Origin of the sequence: Streptomyces silvisoli (assembly GCF_029269905.1) — a bacterium.
In the GTDB taxonomy this organism is placed as follows: Bacteria; Actinomycetota; Actinomycetes; order Streptomycetales; family Streptomycetaceae; genus Streptantibioticus_A; species Streptantibioticus_A silvisoli_A.
In genome coordinates, this window is record NZ_JARJBC010000001.1 from 484,685 (window position 1) to 499,036 (window position 14,352).

General features: G+C 69.8%; 13 protein-coding genes and 1 pseudogene. 6 read left to right on the top strand and 8 right to left on the bottom strand.

Annotated elements, in window-relative coordinates; translation table 11 throughout:
- Positions 1 to 117: 117 nt before the first annotated feature.
- The gene (locus tag P3G67_RS02280; protein WP_276091931.1) at positions 118 to 819 is read left to right on the top strand and encodes a flavin reductase family protein; all 702 of its coding nucleotides are present in this window, start codon (positions 118 to 120) and stop codon (positions 817 to 819) included.
- Positions 820 to 997: 178 nt separating this feature from the next.
- On the opposite strand, the pseudogene P3G67_RS02285 reads toward P3G67_RS02280, so the two are convergent.
- The 3 genes and pseudogenes from P3G67_RS02285 to P3G67_RS02295 form a co-directional block, all read right to left on the bottom strand.
- Positions 998 to 2,905: pseudogene (locus P3G67_RS02285) on the bottom strand (transglycosylase domain-containing protein); the annotation flags it as partial.
- Positions 2,906 to 3,235: 330 nt separating this feature from the next.
- Positions 3,236 to 3,439: a ferredoxin gene (locus P3G67_RS02290; RefSeq protein ID WP_269858959.1), complete on the bottom strand. Its 204-nt coding sequence runs from the start codon at positions 3,437 to 3,439 to the stop codon at positions 3,236 to 3,238.
- A gap of 32 nt (positions 3,440 to 3,471) precedes the next feature.
- Positions 3,472 to 4,704, bottom strand: a complete 1,233-nt coding sequence (locus tag P3G67_RS02295; protein WP_276091932.1) for a cytochrome P450 — start codon at positions 4,702 to 4,704, stop codon at positions 3,472 to 3,474.
- A gap of 172 nt (positions 4,705 to 4,876) precedes the next feature.
- On the opposite strand from P3G67_RS02295, the gene P3G67_RS02300 reads away from it, so the two are divergent.
- Positions 4,877 to 5,464, top strand: a complete 588-nt coding sequence (locus P3G67_RS02300) for a helix-turn-helix domain-containing protein (RefSeq protein WP_276091933.1) — start codon at positions 4,877 to 4,879, stop codon at positions 5,462 to 5,464.
- A 39-nt stretch (positions 5,465 to 5,503) separates the two neighbouring features.
- Here P3G67_RS02300 and P3G67_RS02305 read toward each other — a convergent pair whose 3' ends face one another.
- Both P3G67_RS02305 and P3G67_RS02310 read right to left on the bottom strand, forming a co-directional pair.
- Positions 5,504 to 6,586, bottom strand: coding sequence for an NAD(P)/FAD-dependent oxidoreductase (locus P3G67_RS02305; protein ID WP_276091934.1), 1,083 nt, complete (start codon positions 6,584 to 6,586; stop codon positions 5,504 to 5,506).
- A gap of 140 nt (positions 6,587 to 6,726) precedes the next feature.
- Entirely contained in the window at positions 6,727 to 8,004 is a 1,278-nt protein-coding gene (locus P3G67_RS02310; protein WP_276091935.1) for a serine hydrolase domain-containing protein, read from the bottom strand.
- 198 nt (positions 8,005 to 8,202) lie between these two features.
- On the opposite strand from P3G67_RS02310, the gene P3G67_RS02315 reads away from it, so the two are divergent.
- Positions 8,203 to 8,538 carry an aromatic-ring hydroxylase C-terminal domain-containing protein gene (locus tag P3G67_RS02315; protein ID WP_276091936.1) on the top strand — a complete coding sequence of 112 codons (336 nt, stop codon included), beginning with the start codon at positions 8,203 to 8,205 and terminating at the stop codon, positions 8,536 to 8,538.
- A gap of 110 nt (positions 8,539 to 8,648) precedes the next feature.
- On the opposite strand, the gene P3G67_RS02320 is transcribed toward P3G67_RS02315, so the two are convergent.
- On the bottom strand, positions 8,649 to 9,107 hold the full coding sequence (locus tag P3G67_RS02320; protein WP_276091937.1) for a cupin domain-containing protein: 459 nt from the start codon (positions 9,105 to 9,107) through the stop codon (positions 8,649 to 8,651).
- Positions 9,108 to 9,226: 119 nt separating this feature from the next.
- Between P3G67_RS02320 and P3G67_RS02325 the strand changes: the two genes are divergently transcribed.
- Both P3G67_RS02325 and P3G67_RS02330 read left to right on the top strand, forming a co-directional pair.
- Positions 9,227 to 9,862: a TetR/AcrR family transcriptional regulator gene (locus P3G67_RS02325; RefSeq protein WP_276091938.1), complete on the top strand. Its 636-nt coding sequence runs from the start codon at positions 9,227 to 9,229 to the stop codon at positions 9,860 to 9,862.
- Between the two features lie 108 nt (positions 9,863 to 9,970).
- A complete protein-coding gene (locus P3G67_RS02330) occupies positions 9,971 to 10,366 on the top strand; it encodes a hypothetical protein (RefSeq protein ID WP_276091939.1) in 396 nt (131 codons plus the stop codon).
- A gap of 30 nt (positions 10,367 to 10,396) precedes the next feature.
- On the opposite strand, the gene P3G67_RS02335 is transcribed toward P3G67_RS02330, so the two are convergent.
- Positions 10,397 to 11,470: a saccharopine dehydrogenase family protein gene (locus P3G67_RS02335; protein ID WP_276092056.1), complete on the bottom strand. Its 1,074-nt coding sequence runs from the start codon at positions 11,468 to 11,470 to the stop codon at positions 10,397 to 10,399.
- A 101-nt stretch (positions 11,471 to 11,571) separates the two neighbouring features.
- Here P3G67_RS02335 and P3G67_RS02340 point away from each other — a divergent pair, with 101 nt between their 5' ends.
- Positions 11,572 to 12,552 (top strand): helix-turn-helix domain-containing protein, encoded by a 981-nt coding sequence (locus P3G67_RS02340; RefSeq protein ID WP_276091940.1) that lies wholly within the window; start codon positions 11,572 to 11,574, stop codon positions 12,550 to 12,552.
- Between the two features lie 51 nt (positions 12,553 to 12,603).
- On the opposite strand, the gene P3G67_RS02345 is transcribed toward P3G67_RS02340, so the two are convergent.
- Positions 12,604 to 14,289, bottom strand: a complete 1,686-nt coding sequence (locus P3G67_RS02345; protein ID WP_276091941.1) for an FAD-dependent monooxygenase — start codon at positions 14,287 to 14,289, stop codon at positions 12,604 to 12,606.
- Between the last annotated feature and the right edge of the window lie 63 nt (positions 14,290 to 14,352).

Consider the following 14,352-nt stretch of genomic DNA (forward strand, 5'->3'; position numbering starts at 1 on the left):
GGGGCACGCCCACCGGGCCGGTAGTGCCACGTCTGATCACCGCCAGCGGTGACCACCTCAACGCGGCAGGGTGGCCAGCGGTAACAGTCAACGCACCGCTGGAAGCGAGCCCCAAGCGTGAACCACTCCGCGCCGCACCGTGAGATGGAACCGGCGATCCTCTACTTCGGCACGCCCGTCGTCCTCATCAGCACGCTCAACCCCGATCAGACACCCAATCTCGCCCCCATGTCCTCGGCGTTCTGGTTGGGTTGGCGTGCGGTCCTGGGGATGGCGGCCAGTTCGCAGACCGTTCAGAACCTGCTGCGGACCGGTGAGTGCGTACTCAACCTGCCGTCGGCGACGCAGGCCGCGGCCGTCGACCGCCTCGCACGTACCACCGGAGCCGATCCGGTTCCACCCACCAAGCAGCGCCGCGGCTACCGCCACGAGCGCGACAAGTTCGGCACGGCGGGGCTGTCAGCCGTGGCGTCCGCGACGGTTGGGCCGCCGCGGGCCCTGGAATGCCCTGTGCACCTGGAGGCGGTGCTCGCGGCCGTGCATCCGATGTCCGCGGATGACGAACAGCTGAACGGCCGGATCGTCACGATGGAAGTGCGAGTGCAGAAGGTCCATGTGCACCCCGGCATAGCCATGGAAGGGACGGCCGACCGCGTCGACCCGGACAAGTGGCGGCCACTCGTCATGAGCTTCCAGAAGTTCTACGGTCTTGGCCCGCAGGTCCACCCCTCCACGCTCGCCGAGATCGACGAGGAGCTCTACCGCAGCCCCGACACCGAGCGGGCGCGTCTGGCCCCGGTGAGGGGCGCGCACCGCTAGTCAGTCGGCAGGCCTCACCCACCGCCCGTACCGGAACCGTTGGGCAGTCGTACCAGCGAGAAGTGCCGGCGGGGGTCCCGGCCAGGGCTCCTTCCATGGCGTCCTGCCAGATGGGACCGGCGAGGGTGCCGCCGAACGCCTGGCCGACGATGTCGCCGCCGATGCTCTGACCGTCCAGGTCCTGGGTGTTGCTGGTGTCGCTGACCACGGTGGCGCCGGACAGCTCCGGGGTGTAACCGACGAACCAGACCTGCTTGCTGGCATCGGTGGTGCCTGTCTTGCCCGCGTTGTCGCGGTCGGTGAGCCCGGCGGGCTTGCCGGTGCCGTCCTGGACCACACCCTTGAGCATGGTGGTGATGGTGTCGGCGGTCTGCGCCGACATCACCCGCGTGCAGTTGGACCGTGGTACGGCCAGGTTCCGATGGTCGGCCGTCGTCACCGAGGTGATGGCGACCGGTGAGCAGTAGACGCCGTGGTTGGCGAACGTCGCGTAGACGTTCGCCATTTCCAGTGGGGTGAGGTCGTTGCTGCCCAGGGTGAGGGAGGGTACGACCTGCAGCGCCGCGCCGTTGGCCTGGTCGGTGATGCCGAGCTTGTCGGCCATGTCGGCGACGTTGCACAGGCCGGTGTCGGCCTCCAGTTGGGCGAAGTAGGTGTTGACCGACTGCGCCATCGCGGCGGGCATGGCGAACGGGCCGACCAGTGACGTGCTGTCGTTGTGCACCTCGCCGCCTTGCGGGTAGTCGTGTCCCGCGCAGTCGGCCATGTCCGGCCAGGGCATGGAGTAGGGGGAGGGGTATCGCTGGGACGGCTGGAGTCCGTCCTCCAACGCGGCTGCCGCGACGATCGGTTTGAACGTCGATCCGGTTGGAAAGCCCAAGCCGCCGCCCATCGCGGCGCCGACGTTGAGGTTGATCTCCGTCTGATCTGGTCCGACACCGTAGTCACGGCTCTGCCCCATGGCGACGATCGCGCCGCTGCCGGGTCGCACCAGGGTCATGGCGGTGGCGGCCTGGTCCGTGGTGTAGACGTGCGAGGTCACGGACCGCTGCAGCGCCTGCTGGGCCCTGGGGTCCAGTGTGGTGTGGATCCGCAACCCGCCTCGCCGCCACAGGGCTTGGCGTTGTGCGGCCGTCCTGCCGAAGGACGGGTCGCTCAGCACGATGTGGCGTACGTAGTCGCAGAAGAACCCCTCGCCCTGTTGCGCGGTGATGCAACCCTGCCGCGGCGTGCTGACCCTGAGCTGTATCGGGGTCCGGATCGCCTGTTGAGCCTGGGCGGAGGTGATGCCCCCGTACTGGGCCATCTTGCGCAGTACGGTGTCGCGGCGCTGCTTGGCGACTGCGGGGTGCACGGTGGGGTCGTAGGACGACGGTGACTGGACCAGCCCGGCGAGCAGCGCGGCCTGCGGGAGCGACAGGTCCTTGGCGTGGACGCTGAAGTACCGTTCAGCCGCGGCTTCGACCCCGTATGCCTGTTCGCCGAAGTAAGTGATGTTGAGGTAGTTGGTGAGGATCTGGTCCTTGCTGAGGGTCTGCTCGACCTTGATCGCATAGCGCAGTTCCTGGACCTTGCGGCCGAGGGTCTGCCGCTGGGCCTGCAGCACGGCCCGCTGGTCGTTGCCCGCCTCCTCGACGAACACGTTCTTGACGTACTGCTGGGTCAGGGTGGAAGCGCCCTGCACGACACCACCACTGGCCGCGTTGGTGTTGAGCGCACGCAGAACGCCCTTCACGTCGATGGCACCGTGCTGGTAGAAGCGGTGGTCCTCGATGTCGACCAGCGCGGTGCGCATGACGGGCGCGATCTGGTCCTCGGGTACGACGGTCCGGTCGCGGTCGTAGACGGTGGCGATGACGCCGCCGTCGGCGTCGTAGATCGACGTCGCCTGGGTCAGCGGGGGCGCTTTGAGGTCGTCGGGCAGGTCGTTGAAGTCCTCGGTCGCTGCCTTGGCACTGACCCCGATGGCGCCTACGGCGGGCAGTGCGAGACCCGCCGCCAGTACCCCGGCCAGAACGCTTGTACCCATCATGCGACAGGCAAGACGGATCTTGGACGGGGCTCGACCCGAATCCGTTAGCGGCATAGATCGCACGGTACGTCGCTCGGCTGTGTAAGGAACCTGTTGTGTGCGGCGGGTTCCGCATCGACCCCCGGGCGTCAACTGGCGTTGAGGCCCGGGTCACCCGACCGACCGCCGTCGACAGGGCCGTGACGCAGACGGGCCGACACCACCAGCCACCTGGATCGTCCAGCGGTACCGTGGCACCAGCTTACTTGTACGGAGACGCGGGCAGGTGCCGGGAGGTTGCTACGCAGGCCGCAACCGCCGCTCGGCGGTTGCGGGTTCCCGTCACCATCACGAAGTGCGGCATGATCGGCTGGGCGCGCAAGGCGTCGGTGTAGGGGCCGCCCCTCAGCCCTCGTCCTCGCCCAGCGACAGCGCGCGTGACGGGCACAGGTCGACGGCCTCCCGCACGGTCTTGGCGTACTCCGGCCCCGGTCGCTCCGCCAGCAGCCGTACCCGGCCGTCGTCGTCGCTCTGGTCGAAGACCGCTGGCTCGGTGAGCACACACTGACCGGAGCCCACACACACTTCCCTGTCGGCCTGGATCCGCATGACCAACTCCCTTTCGTCGTGTGTACGCAAGTTCACCAGGTGACGGGCAGTTGGTACAGGCCGTAGATGGTCGCGTCGTCCTTGAACGGCAGTTCGTCGACGGGCGCGGCCAGTCGTAGGCCGGGGACGCGGGTGAAGAGTGTGGTGAACACGATCTCAAGTTCCATCCGGGCCAGGTTCTGCCCCAGGCACTGGTGGATCCCGTAGCCGAACGCCACATGGTGTCGGCCGCCGCGTTGGATGTCCAACTCGTCGGCCCGGCCGAAGGCAACGCCGTCGCGGTTGGCCCCGCCGACGCTCAGCGCGACCCCGTCGCCCGCGTGGATGGTGACTCCGCCGATCTCGATGTCGGCCAGTGCCACCCGGGGAATGGCGTCGACGATGCTGAAGTACCGCAGCAGTTCCTCGACCGTCTGGCCGACCAGTGCCGGATCGGCCCTGAGCTGGGCGAGTTGTTGGGGATTCCGCAGCAGCCCGGCCGTACCCAGCGAGATCATGTTCGCGGTGGTCTCGTGTCCGGCCAGCAGCAGCAACGCGGCCAGGCCGACCAGCAGTTCATGCGTGAACACCTCTGCTTCGCGGTTGCGCCGGATCAACCGGCCTAGCAGGTCGTCGCTCGGCTCCCGCTCCTTGGCCGTGACCAGTTCGTCCAGGAAGCCGCGCAGGGCACGGATCGCCGCGGCCCGCTCTTCCGGACTGGCGTTGAAACTCACCACCGTCCTGGTCCGGCTCTGGAAGAAGTCACGGTCCGCGTAGGGGACACCGAGCAACTCGCAGATCACCATGGACGGAACGGGAAGCGACAGCGCGCTCACGAGGTCCGCGGGACGTGGGCCGGCCAGGAGGTCGGTGACACAGCCATCCGCGATCTCCTGGATGCGTGGCCGTAGGGCCTGCACCCGTTTCACCGTGAACTCGGTGATGAGCATGCGCCGGTGCGTCGAGTGCCGAGGTGCGTCGAGACCGATGAGCGCGTTGGCGATGGGGGCGAAGTCCTGCTGTGCCTGCGCCGGCAACGAGGGGACGGGTGTCGGCAGATTGGGGTGCGTACGGTCGGAACTCAGCCGTGGATCCGTCAGCAACTGGCGTACGAGGTCATGCCGGGTGACTAACCATGCGGTTCGGTCACCGGGCAGGGCGACCCGGGCGATGGGCCGTTCCGCGCGCAGCGCCGAGTACTGCTCCGGTGGGTCGAAGGGACAGCCCCTGGCCATCGGGAAGGCGGGCAACTCACGGGTGGGGGCGGTTGTTGAGACGTCGGTCATGTCTACTCCCAACCTCGGAGGATGTGAATGTGACTCTCTTTAAAGAGTAGACGTTAATTGTCAGTAACCTTCAAGAATTTCTGGGAGAAGTTGTCGGCAAGACGCGGGCAGGCTGCTGCCCACCACGAGAGGGGGTTGCAATCGCCCATGCCGTTTCGGCAAGCTGCCAGGCATGGACGACCTCACCGATGTGCTGGCGGCCGTGGGCCCGCGGCTGCGAGAGCTGCGCCGACAGCACAGCATGACCCTGGCAGACCTCGCGGAGGCGACCGGCATCTCGGAAAGCACCCTGTCCCGGCTGGAGAGCGGTGGCCGCCGCCCCAACCTGGAACTGCTGCTCCCACTGGCCCGCGCCTACGGTGTGCCGCTGGACGAGCTCGTCGGAGCGCCGCACACCGGTGACCCGCGGGTGCATCTACGCCCTGTCCGGCGCAACGGGGTGACGTTCGTGCCGCTGACCCGGCGCGCCGGAGGACTGCAGGCGCACAAGATGGTGATCCCGCCCAGGCGCGGGGACGACGACCCCGACCTGAAGACCCACGAGGGGTACGAGTGGCTGTACGTCCTCAACGGCAGACTGCGGCTGCTGCTCGGGCAGCACGACCTGATCCTCAAGCCGGGTGAGGTCGCGGAGTTCGACACACATCTGCCGCACTGGATGGGGGCCGCGGACGACGAACCGGTGGAACTGCTCGTCCTGTTCGGCCAGCAGGGCGAACGCGCTCACCTGCGTGCCCGACCGGCCCCACCCCGTCAGTAGGCACACCTCATGGCGGGCTTCGTGATCCCGCATCGAGGGTCACCGCGGCGCGCGGTCGGCTGAGCGCAGCAAGGCGTCGAGACCGTGGCGGCGCTCGCCCAGAACCCGCTCACAGACGGCGGCCTCGCTCGCCGGGCTGAAGGCGTCGGTGAGTTCGCCCCGCGGGACGGCCCTGCGCCGGGCCACCGCGTCGTCGGTGTCAGCGGTCACCAGATCCGCGTTGATCGCCACCGCGGCCTGCACCCCGGCGCCCGCCGCGGCCGGTACGCCGGCCATCAGGTCGGTGACGTTGCCTGCGACCCACACCCCGGCGGCGGCGGTCCGGCCAGTCGCGTCCGACTCCACGTACGCCCCCACGCCCATGGGGTGTTCGACCGCCGTCACGCCCAGACCGGACAGGACCTCACTGCGGGCCACGAAGCGCGGGGCCACCACCAGAGCCTTCGCCGGAACCCGTCGCCCCGAGGACAGCCGTACGCCAGCGAGTTGATCGTCTCGGACCTCCAGACCGGTGACCTCGCCATCGACCACGCTGATCCCACGGGCGGCCAACCGCTCCCACTCCTCCTCGCTCGGGTCCTCAGCGGTGTGGAGGAAGTAGGTCACCTGGGACGACCACTGCCGGAACAACAGCGCCTGATGCATCGAGGTCGGGCCGCCGGCCAGCACGCCGATCGGCACATCCCGTACCTCCCAACCGTGGCAGTACGGGCAGTGCAGCACGTCGCGCCCCCACCGTTCCCGCACCCCGGGCACCGCGGGCAGTTGGTCCACCAGCCCCGTCGTCACCAGCAAACGGCGTGCGCTGAAGCTGTCCCCGCTCGCGGTCTCGACGACGAAGCAGTCATCCGCCCGCCGGGCGGCCACGGCCCGGCCGGACACGATCCGTCCGCCGTACCCGGTGATCTCCTGCCGTCCCGCCCGCAGGAGTTCCAGCGGCGGCACGCCGTCCCGGGAGAGCAGCCCGTGCGCCGCGGACGCGGGCGCGTTGCGCGGTTCACCGGCATCGACGACCAGTACGGAGCGACGGGCCCGCGCCAGCGTCAGCGCCCCCGACAGGCCGGCGACGCCTCCGCCGACGACCACGACATCCCACTCAGCGGCATTCTTCTGTGCAGTCATGTGTGCACCATGGAACGCCAGCAGTCGGAATCGCAAGGTTCCTTGCCGTTCCGGCAATAGGTTGGACAGGTCGGCGCGCCCAGGAGCTTCGTCGTGCCCCGCTGCCCCGGCTGTTCTGCTGGTCGGCGGGGTCCGTCGACTCAACTGGACGAGGCCGTCGCCCGGGGAACCGGCTTGTCGAACATGGCGCACACCGCGGCGTTGACCAGTGCCTGGTCGGCTCGGCCCGTCCTGGGGCTGGCCAGGCCGAAGATGGTGGAGGTGAAGACGGAGACGGTGCGTTGACCGGTGCCGTCGGTGTAGTCCTCGCTGGAGTAGCCCGGGACCTGACCGCCATGACCCCAGGCAGTGCCGCAGGGAGTGACGATCTGTTCCAGCCCGAGTCCGTAGCGGTTGGGGGTGGAAGATCCCTCGGAGACGGTGGTGCGCATTTCCCGCATCTGGGCGCGCGGCAGCAGCCTGCCGGACAAGAGGGCCTTGTCGAAGCGGGCCCAGTCGTCGGCGGTCGAGATGACGCCGCCCGCACCGGCCTCCGTGGTCAGACCGATGCGCGTGACGTCGACGTAACCGTCGGCCCGTGAACCGCCGACGAAGTGGGTGCCCGGCGGCGTGCCTGCCGGGAGCACGGGTCCGAGATGCGCTGCGTCGGGTTCGTATCCGTGCGCGAGGTGCGGGTCCGTCGGCTGGATGACACCGCTGGACAGGTAAGTGTGTTCCAGATGCAGGCGCTTGACGATGCGCTGCTGGATGAGGTCGGCCAGGCGCTGCCCGGTTGCCTTCTCGGCTACGAGGCCGAGAGTGACGTAGTTGGTGTTGCTGTAGGAGAAGCGGGCACCCGGTGCGAACAGGGGGCCGTGTTCGACGGCCGCGGCGACCAGCTCTTGCGGGGTCCACTGCCGGGTGTCCTGGCCGGTGAACGTCTTCAGTACCGCCGGGTCGTTGGAGTGGTTGAACAGGCCGCTGGTGTGGTTCAGCAGCATGCCCAGGGTGATGGCGTGCCCGTTGGGAACGAGGCCGGGCAGCCACTTGTCCACCGGGTCGGTCAGCTCGATCCGGTGCTCGGCGACCAGTTGCAGGATCACGGTGGCGACCATCGTCTTGCTGTTGGAACCCATCTTGAACTGGTCGTCGACGCCGAGCTTGTGATCGGCGACGGACCAGGCGGCCTGCCGGGCGATCTGGATGGGGGATCCATGGCCGTCGTCAACCCGCACGAGCACGCCCGGCGCGCCGGCGGCCACATCCTGCCGGGCCAGCCGGGCGAGTTGGAACCGCGCGACTGAGGCAGACGTGGTGGTGGACGTTGGCGTAACGGACCCCGCGCTGCACGCTGTTGCCGCGCAGACGAGTGCGGCGGTGAGCGGCACCGCCAGCGCCATCCTGCGTCGGCGGCGCGACGGCCGGGTGTGCTGGGTCATGAGATCTGCTCCTTGCCTACGGTGCACGCGACTTGGTGATGGTGCGCGGGCGCACTGCACCACGCTCTGCCATGAGCAGTCTGATCGGCCAGGTGTCTCTGCTCGATGCAGCGGTCACCCGAGTGAGTGGTACGGCTGGCCCCCAGGCCGAGCTACGGCTGGCCCCACCAGCTTTCGGGGAAAGGGAACGTGGCCGGGGTGACCCTTCGTCACGAGCTGTCCGGTGACCATCCGTGGATCGGCCGGATCGCCCCCGATGTGACGCTCGGCGATGGCTCGCGGCTCTCCGAACGTGGACACTCCGGCGGTTTCGTCCTGCTCGACCGTACCGCGGACGGGGCCCTGGCCGCGCTCGGTGCCGACTGGCACGGGCGGGTCGCCACGGTCGTCGACGCCACCGCGAGCGCCCGGTCCGGCCTGCTCGTCCGTCCGGACGGCATCGTCGCCTGGGCCGCCGACCACGCCGATCCCTCCGGCGCCGAGGCCGCCCTGCGCTGCTGGGCCGGTGAGCCGGTGCGTCGTCAGGTGGCATGACCGGGGCGGCCGACGCGCGGTCAACTCGGCTCGGGGGTCGCGAAGGGCGTACCTGAAGGGCTCACCGGTGGCTGCCCGGCGGCGTCGACGCCGCCGGGCAGGCTCGGCGTTCAGCCGAAGTCGGTGGCGGGTGTCGTGGCGTAACGGCTCATCACCTCGGCGGTGGCCTGCTCCGTGAGCCCTCCGCTCCCGGTGATGGCGTCGCGCAGGTCGCGGAAGTACTGGACGTACAGGTCCGGGGTGAAGGTGCAGAGCATGACCAGTGGTTCGTCCCCCGGGTTGGCGAAGGTGTGCGGGACTTCAGGGGGGACCATCACCAGGGTGCCCGGAGTCGCGTCGTGGACGCGATCGCCGACTGTGAAACGGCCGGTCCCGGAGATGATGTAGAAACCCTCGTCGTGACGGGCGTGACGGTGCTGGAGCGGGCCGTCAGTGTGCGGGGGGAGGGTGGCCACACCGACCCCGAGGCGATGACCGGTGGTGCTGCCGTCCTCCAGGATGCGCAGGCGGACGGGCCCCAAGTCGATGACCTCGCCGCCCTCCGGAGCGGTGATCGAGACGTCATTCATAGCCGCCTCCGTTATGAGGGTACGCTCTCATGAGAGTAGGTTGCTGGTCGATTCCGATGCAAGCGTCCTCTCGCCGTGGGGGGAGTGCCCAGTCGAAGACGTGACAGGAGGGTGGATCGATGACGCCGCAGGCCCCGGCCGGCCGCGCCAACCAGAAGCTGCGTACGCGCAACGCGATCGTGCAGGCCGCGGCCGAGCTGACCCGTACCGGCCGTGAGGTCACCATGCCCGCGGTCGCCAAGGCGGCCCTGGTCTCCGAGGCCACGGCCTACCGCTACTTCCCCGATCTGGCCAGCCTGCTACAGGAGGCCATCGCCGGACAGTTGCCCAGCCCGGATGAGGCGCTGGCTCCGGTCGCCGACTCCGCCGATCCCGTGGAGCGGATCGCCGTCGCCACCGAGTACCTGGCGCGCCACGTCCTGGCACGCCAGGGCGCGGTCCGCGCCCTGATGGCCGCCACCATCGCCCGCCCCGAGCAGGTGAGCGCGCGGCCGGGACTGCGCTTCGGCCTCATCGACCATGCGCTCGCCCCGCTAGCGGGCACACCGGACGTCTGCGCCCCCGACGCCCTGGCACAGCTCAAGCGCGACCTCGCCGTCGTCGTCGGAGCCGAGGCCCTCTTCACCCTGACCGACCTGTGCGGCCTCGACCCGGAGGTCGCCATCGCCAGCGTCGTGCACACCGCCACGGCCCTCACCCGAGCCGCCGTACAGGGCGTCGATGGCGAGCCGCGCCACGCGGGGACGTCGCGCTGACGGCCAACGGCCCTTGATTGACGGCGACTTGAGGGGCTGGATCCAGTGGGCGGGCGTCGATATCGTGAGCGATATCGACGAGGTATCGCAGGATCGCGAGGTGCGCCGGTGCCGAACGAGGAGAAGTCGCCCGCCGAGCTGCTGCTCCGGGCCGTGGACACGCTGCCCAAGGATGAGCGCGACCGGGTCCTGACGTGGTTGATCGACCCGGCGCCCCGCTCGGCCCAGACGGCTTGGGGATTTCAGTCGTACCACCAAGGACTCGTCAGCCAACTGCGGGAGATGACTCCAGGAGTCAGCGCGGCCCTGCGCCGTCGAACCGCCGCACAAGGCGAGGAGTTACAGGTGGTGCCCGTGCGCCTGACGGGAGATCAGCACGCCGTGCTGCGCGAGTGGTGCCAGGACCACGGATTCTCCATGGCCACGGTGATCCGCGGCCTGGTGTCGCGCTTCCTCGATGGCCAGGGCGCCGCGTCCTCCTCCAAGGAGACGAAAGAGGACTAGGCCAGCCTTCGGAGCAATGGCGGGGCGCCCTCAGGGGAGCTGATCGGCTGGGCGCGATCCGTCGCCGGGCGCCGCCGCATCGAACTCGACCGTGATGTGCGGGGACAGCGAGCGCAGGAAGTCACGCGCGTCGAACATCTCGCCCGGGGACGCGGCCCCGGCCAGCCTGCCCTGTCCGTCCAGTAGACGGCGGACCGCCTCCACCGCCAGGGGCGCACTCACCGCGTAGATGTCCTGGCCGCGGGCCACCGCCCGGCGCTCGGCGTCGCCGGAGCGGACGACCACCTCGACCAGGAAGGTCTGGTCGGAGCGCCCGCGGCCGTCGACCGGCTTCGGCAGCGGTGTGTCGGGGGCGAGTACGTCCTTGACTGCCCCAACGGTCATGCAGGTGTGGATACTTGGGACGGCGAGGTGCCGTGGGATGGTCACGCTGTCCGCCGTGGTGAACTCCGTCAGCACGTCCTGGTCGCCGATCGGCGGCGGAAAGGACCACCGGCCGGTCGGTGCCTGGCTGGTCCGGTACTCCAGGCGGCCGTTGACGTGGACGGGGCGGCGGCCGTTGCGGCGCTGTCGGGACACCTGGGAAGTGGCGCGGCTCCCGGCTGTGGGATGCCAACTGCTCAGCGCGTAGGCGATGAACACCTCGTCGGCCGAAGACCAGTCACCCAGCGCCGCGGTGGCCAGCAGGTCGCCGAGGCCACCGAAGAAGGCCATCGCGGGGACGATCGCGGTACCGACGGTGCGTGCCCGATCCGTGAAGTGGGTGAACGTGTCGGCGACGGCCTCCACTTCGGCCGCTACGTCCACGTAGGGAACCCCGGCGCGCAGCACCGCCTCGATAACGGGGGCGGCCGTAGCGGCGAAGGGGCCCGCGCAGTTGATGACGGCGACCGCGTCGTCCAGGGCGCGGTCGAGTGAGGCGGGGTCGTCCATCAGCACCGGTCGGATGCCGAGCCCTGGATGCAGGGCAGTGAGCGCATTGAGCCGGTCGGCGTCACGACCGGTGAGGACCGGGGTGAAGCCGCGGTCCAGGAGTTCCGAAACCACGAAGCGTCCGGTGTGTCCATAGGCACCGAAGACGGCGACCTTCTGATTCGATCCCACCATTTCCCCCGTTCTGCTTGAGTGATCCATCGCGGACAGCCTGCCCGCGGCGGACGAGAGCGACGAGTGTCCCTGGTGACAAAGCCCGTACAGTTTCGGACATGAGTACAGTCGCGCTGGCCGTCACGGATGGGGTGAGCCATTTCGAACTCGCCGCTCCCTGCGAGGTGTTCGGTGTCGACCGGTCCGATCTGGTCGATCCGTGGTACGAGTTGGCCGTCTGCGGCCCGGCGGATGCGCGGGTCGGCGGCCGGTTCCGGTTGGAGCCCGATCGGGGGCTCGACCGGCTGGTGCACGCGGACACGGTGATCGTCCCGGCCTGTGCCGATATCGACGCTGAACCGCCCGACGAACTGGTCGACGCGGTTCGCGCGGCGCACCAGGCCGGCGCACGAGTGGTTTCCCTGTGCACCGGTGCGTTCGTCCTGGCTGCCGCCGGCCTGCTCGACGGGCGGCGGGCCACCACGCACTGGATGCACGCCGCCGCGCTCGCGGCGAGGTACCCCCGGGTGCGGGTAGACGCGGACGTGCTCTACGTCGGTGACGGCAACGTGCTCACCTCCGCGGGCAAGGCCGCCGCCATGGACCTCTGCCTGCACCTGGTCCGCCTCGACCACGGCTCGGCGATCGCCAACGCGGTGGCCCGCCGCCTGGTCGTGCCGCCTCACCGGCCCGGTGGCCAGGCCCAGTTCGTCAGCACCCCGCTGCCCGACCCACGCTCCCACGCGCTCGCCGCGCTGTTCCCCTGGGCGATGCAGCGGCTCGACCAACCGTTGACGGTGCGGGACCTGGCCCGTCAGGCGAACATGAGCTCGCGCAATCTGGCCCGCCATTTCAATGCCATCACCGGTACCACTCCGCTGCGGTGGCTGCACGCGCAGCGGATCCACCGCGCCCAGGAACTCCTGGAGACCACCGACGACAGCGTCGACGCCATCGCCGGGGCCACCGGCATGGGCACCGCCGCCTCGCTGCGCCGACACTTCAACCGCACCGTCGGCGTACCGCCGGACACCTACCGGCGCACCTTCCGCAACGTCCCGCCGCGGCAGGCGGGTTCGCGGAACCCGGGACACGGATGACCGCGAACCCACACCGGTCCCACCAACCATCCGCATTGACGGCGGAGCGCTTTATCTCCGGCCGAGAGCCACGAGGTTGATGGCGAAGCCGGGGGAGCGGCGCACCATCGGCTGAGGTGTCCTCTCAGGGCTTCCCCCTCCTGAAAGCCTCTTTCCCAGCGCCCGCCGGGTGGCGTCGCTCAGGACTGCGGTGGCGTCCGGGGTGGCACCCGTGGCACGCCAGGCGATCACATGGTCGGGGCGGACCAGCAGGGCGCCGTGGTCGCCGATGCCGCAGGCGTCGGCGGCCCGCGCCGGTCCTGAACTGGCCTGGCGGGGCAGCAGCGCCACGTTGAGGAAGGCGCCTTGCGGATCCAGACCGCGCGCGGCCCGCGCCCACGGGTGTCCTTCGGCTCCGGCGAGCAGCAGATAGCGGCCGTCGCGGACGAGGTCGAGCGTCGAGCCGCCGTCGGCACCGGTGAGGGGCAGGTGCGGCAGCCGGGTGCCGGGCTCGCCGCGCCAACGGCCCGGCTCGTCGGCCACCGCCGTACCGGGATCTGCGGGAACGTCGCCGGGCATGCGGTAGCGGTAGCCGCCCGCCACCGCCGCTTCGCTGAGCAGCGGGCGTTCCTCGACTGCCGCCCCGGCGCGGTCACTCAGGCGCAGCAGTGCCTGTTCCACCGTCAGCCTGCCCACCGCACCGCGTTCGGGCTCGTAGTCGTCAAGCAGCAGCGGGTCGGCGTCGCCGCGCAGTACGGAGACCAGTTTGCCGGTGAGGTTCCAGGCGTCCTGGATGCCGGTGTTGGCGCCGAACCCACCGGTCGGCGGGGTGACGTGCACCGCGTCCCCGAGCAGGAAGACCCGTCCCGCGCGGTAGGAGTCGGCCACCCAGCCGCCCATGTGCCACGGTCGGCTCCCGGTGATCGTGAAACGCGACGCGGGCAGTCCGAGAGCGCGGGAGACCACCTCACGGCACCGCGCGGCATCGAACGCGGTCGTTGGATCCGTGACCGCCGGATCGTACGTCACCGACACCGTGCCGTGGTCCCGTGCCGTGCTCCAGGAGATGAACGCGCGCTCGGGCGCGTCGGTCCAGGCCATGGCGAGCCGACGCCCGTCGAGGGCCCGGCGCAGGTCGGCCGTGAAGCCGATCTCCATGACGTGGGAGACCACCTCGCTGCCGCTGCGGCCGATGCCCAACCCCTCCCGGATGGCGCTGCCGTTCCCGTCCGCGGCCAGCAGGTAGTCGGCCTGCACGCAGTACGGTTGGCCATCGGCGTCGAGCACCTTCGCGACGACATGGTCATCGCGCTGGCGCAGTTCCAGGAAGCGGTGGCCCAAGCGCAGTTCGGCACCGGCGGCGCGGGCGTGCGCACGGACGACCTCCTCCAGGTCGGCCTGTTTGACGAAGGCGCTGGGACACGGCGACACGTCGCCGGAGTCCTCCGCGGCTGGTAGCTGCCAACGCCGCAGTTCCGGCCCGGTGAGCGATGTGACGACGGCGGCGTGATCGGCTGGCGGGAGCCTGTGTTGGACGGCGTAGACGTCCTGGTCGGCTCCGACGGAGCGATAGGCCTCCATGGTGCGGGGATAGAACAGCTTGGCGCGCAGCCTGGTGGAGACCGCGCGGTGCTTCTCGACGAGGACGGGGGTGATGCCGCGAGCTGCCAGGAACAGCGCGGCCGAGGCCCCAACGACGCTGCCGCCCACGATCAGGACGGTGGTGCGCTCCGCTGGTATCTGTGTATCGACCATCATGGCCCCATCGTGTCCGCCGCCCCCGAGCGGATCCGTTCCCGAGCCATATCCTGAACACATCCG

Coding starts and splice junctions, on each gene's coding strand:
- P3G67_RS02310 (WP_276091935.1), bottom strand. CDS start 8,004: ATGACCCAGCACACCCGGCCGTCGCGCCGCCGACGCAGGATGGCGCTG.
- P3G67_RS02320 (WP_276091937.1), bottom strand. CDS start 9,107: ATGAATGACGTCTCGATCACCGCTCCGGAGGGCGGCGAGGTCATCGAC.
- P3G67_RS02290 (WP_269858959.1), bottom strand. CDS start 3,439: ATGCGGATCCAGGCCGACAGGGAAGTGTGTGTGGGCTCCGGTCAGTGT.
- P3G67_RS02300 (WP_276091933.1), top strand. CDS start 4,877: ATGGACGACCTCACCGATGTGCTGGCGGCCGTGGGCCCGCGGCTGCGA.
- P3G67_RS02305 (WP_276091934.1), bottom strand. CDS start 6,586: ATGACTGCACAGAAGAATGCCGCTGAGTGGGATGTCGTGGTCGTCGGC.
- P3G67_RS02325 (WP_276091938.1), top strand. CDS start 9,227: ATGACGCCGCAGGCCCCGGCCGGCCGCGCCAACCAGAAGCTGCGTACG.
- P3G67_RS02345 (WP_276091941.1), bottom strand. CDS start 14,289: ATGATGGTCGATACACAGATACCAGCGGAGCGCACCACCGTCCTGATC.
- P3G67_RS02340 (WP_276091940.1), top strand. CDS start 11,572: ATGAGTACAGTCGCGCTGGCCGTCACGGATGGGGTGAGCCATTTCGAA.
- P3G67_RS02295 (WP_276091932.1), bottom strand. CDS start 4,704: ATGACCGACGTCTCAACAACCGCCCCCACCCGTGAGTTGCCCGCCTTC.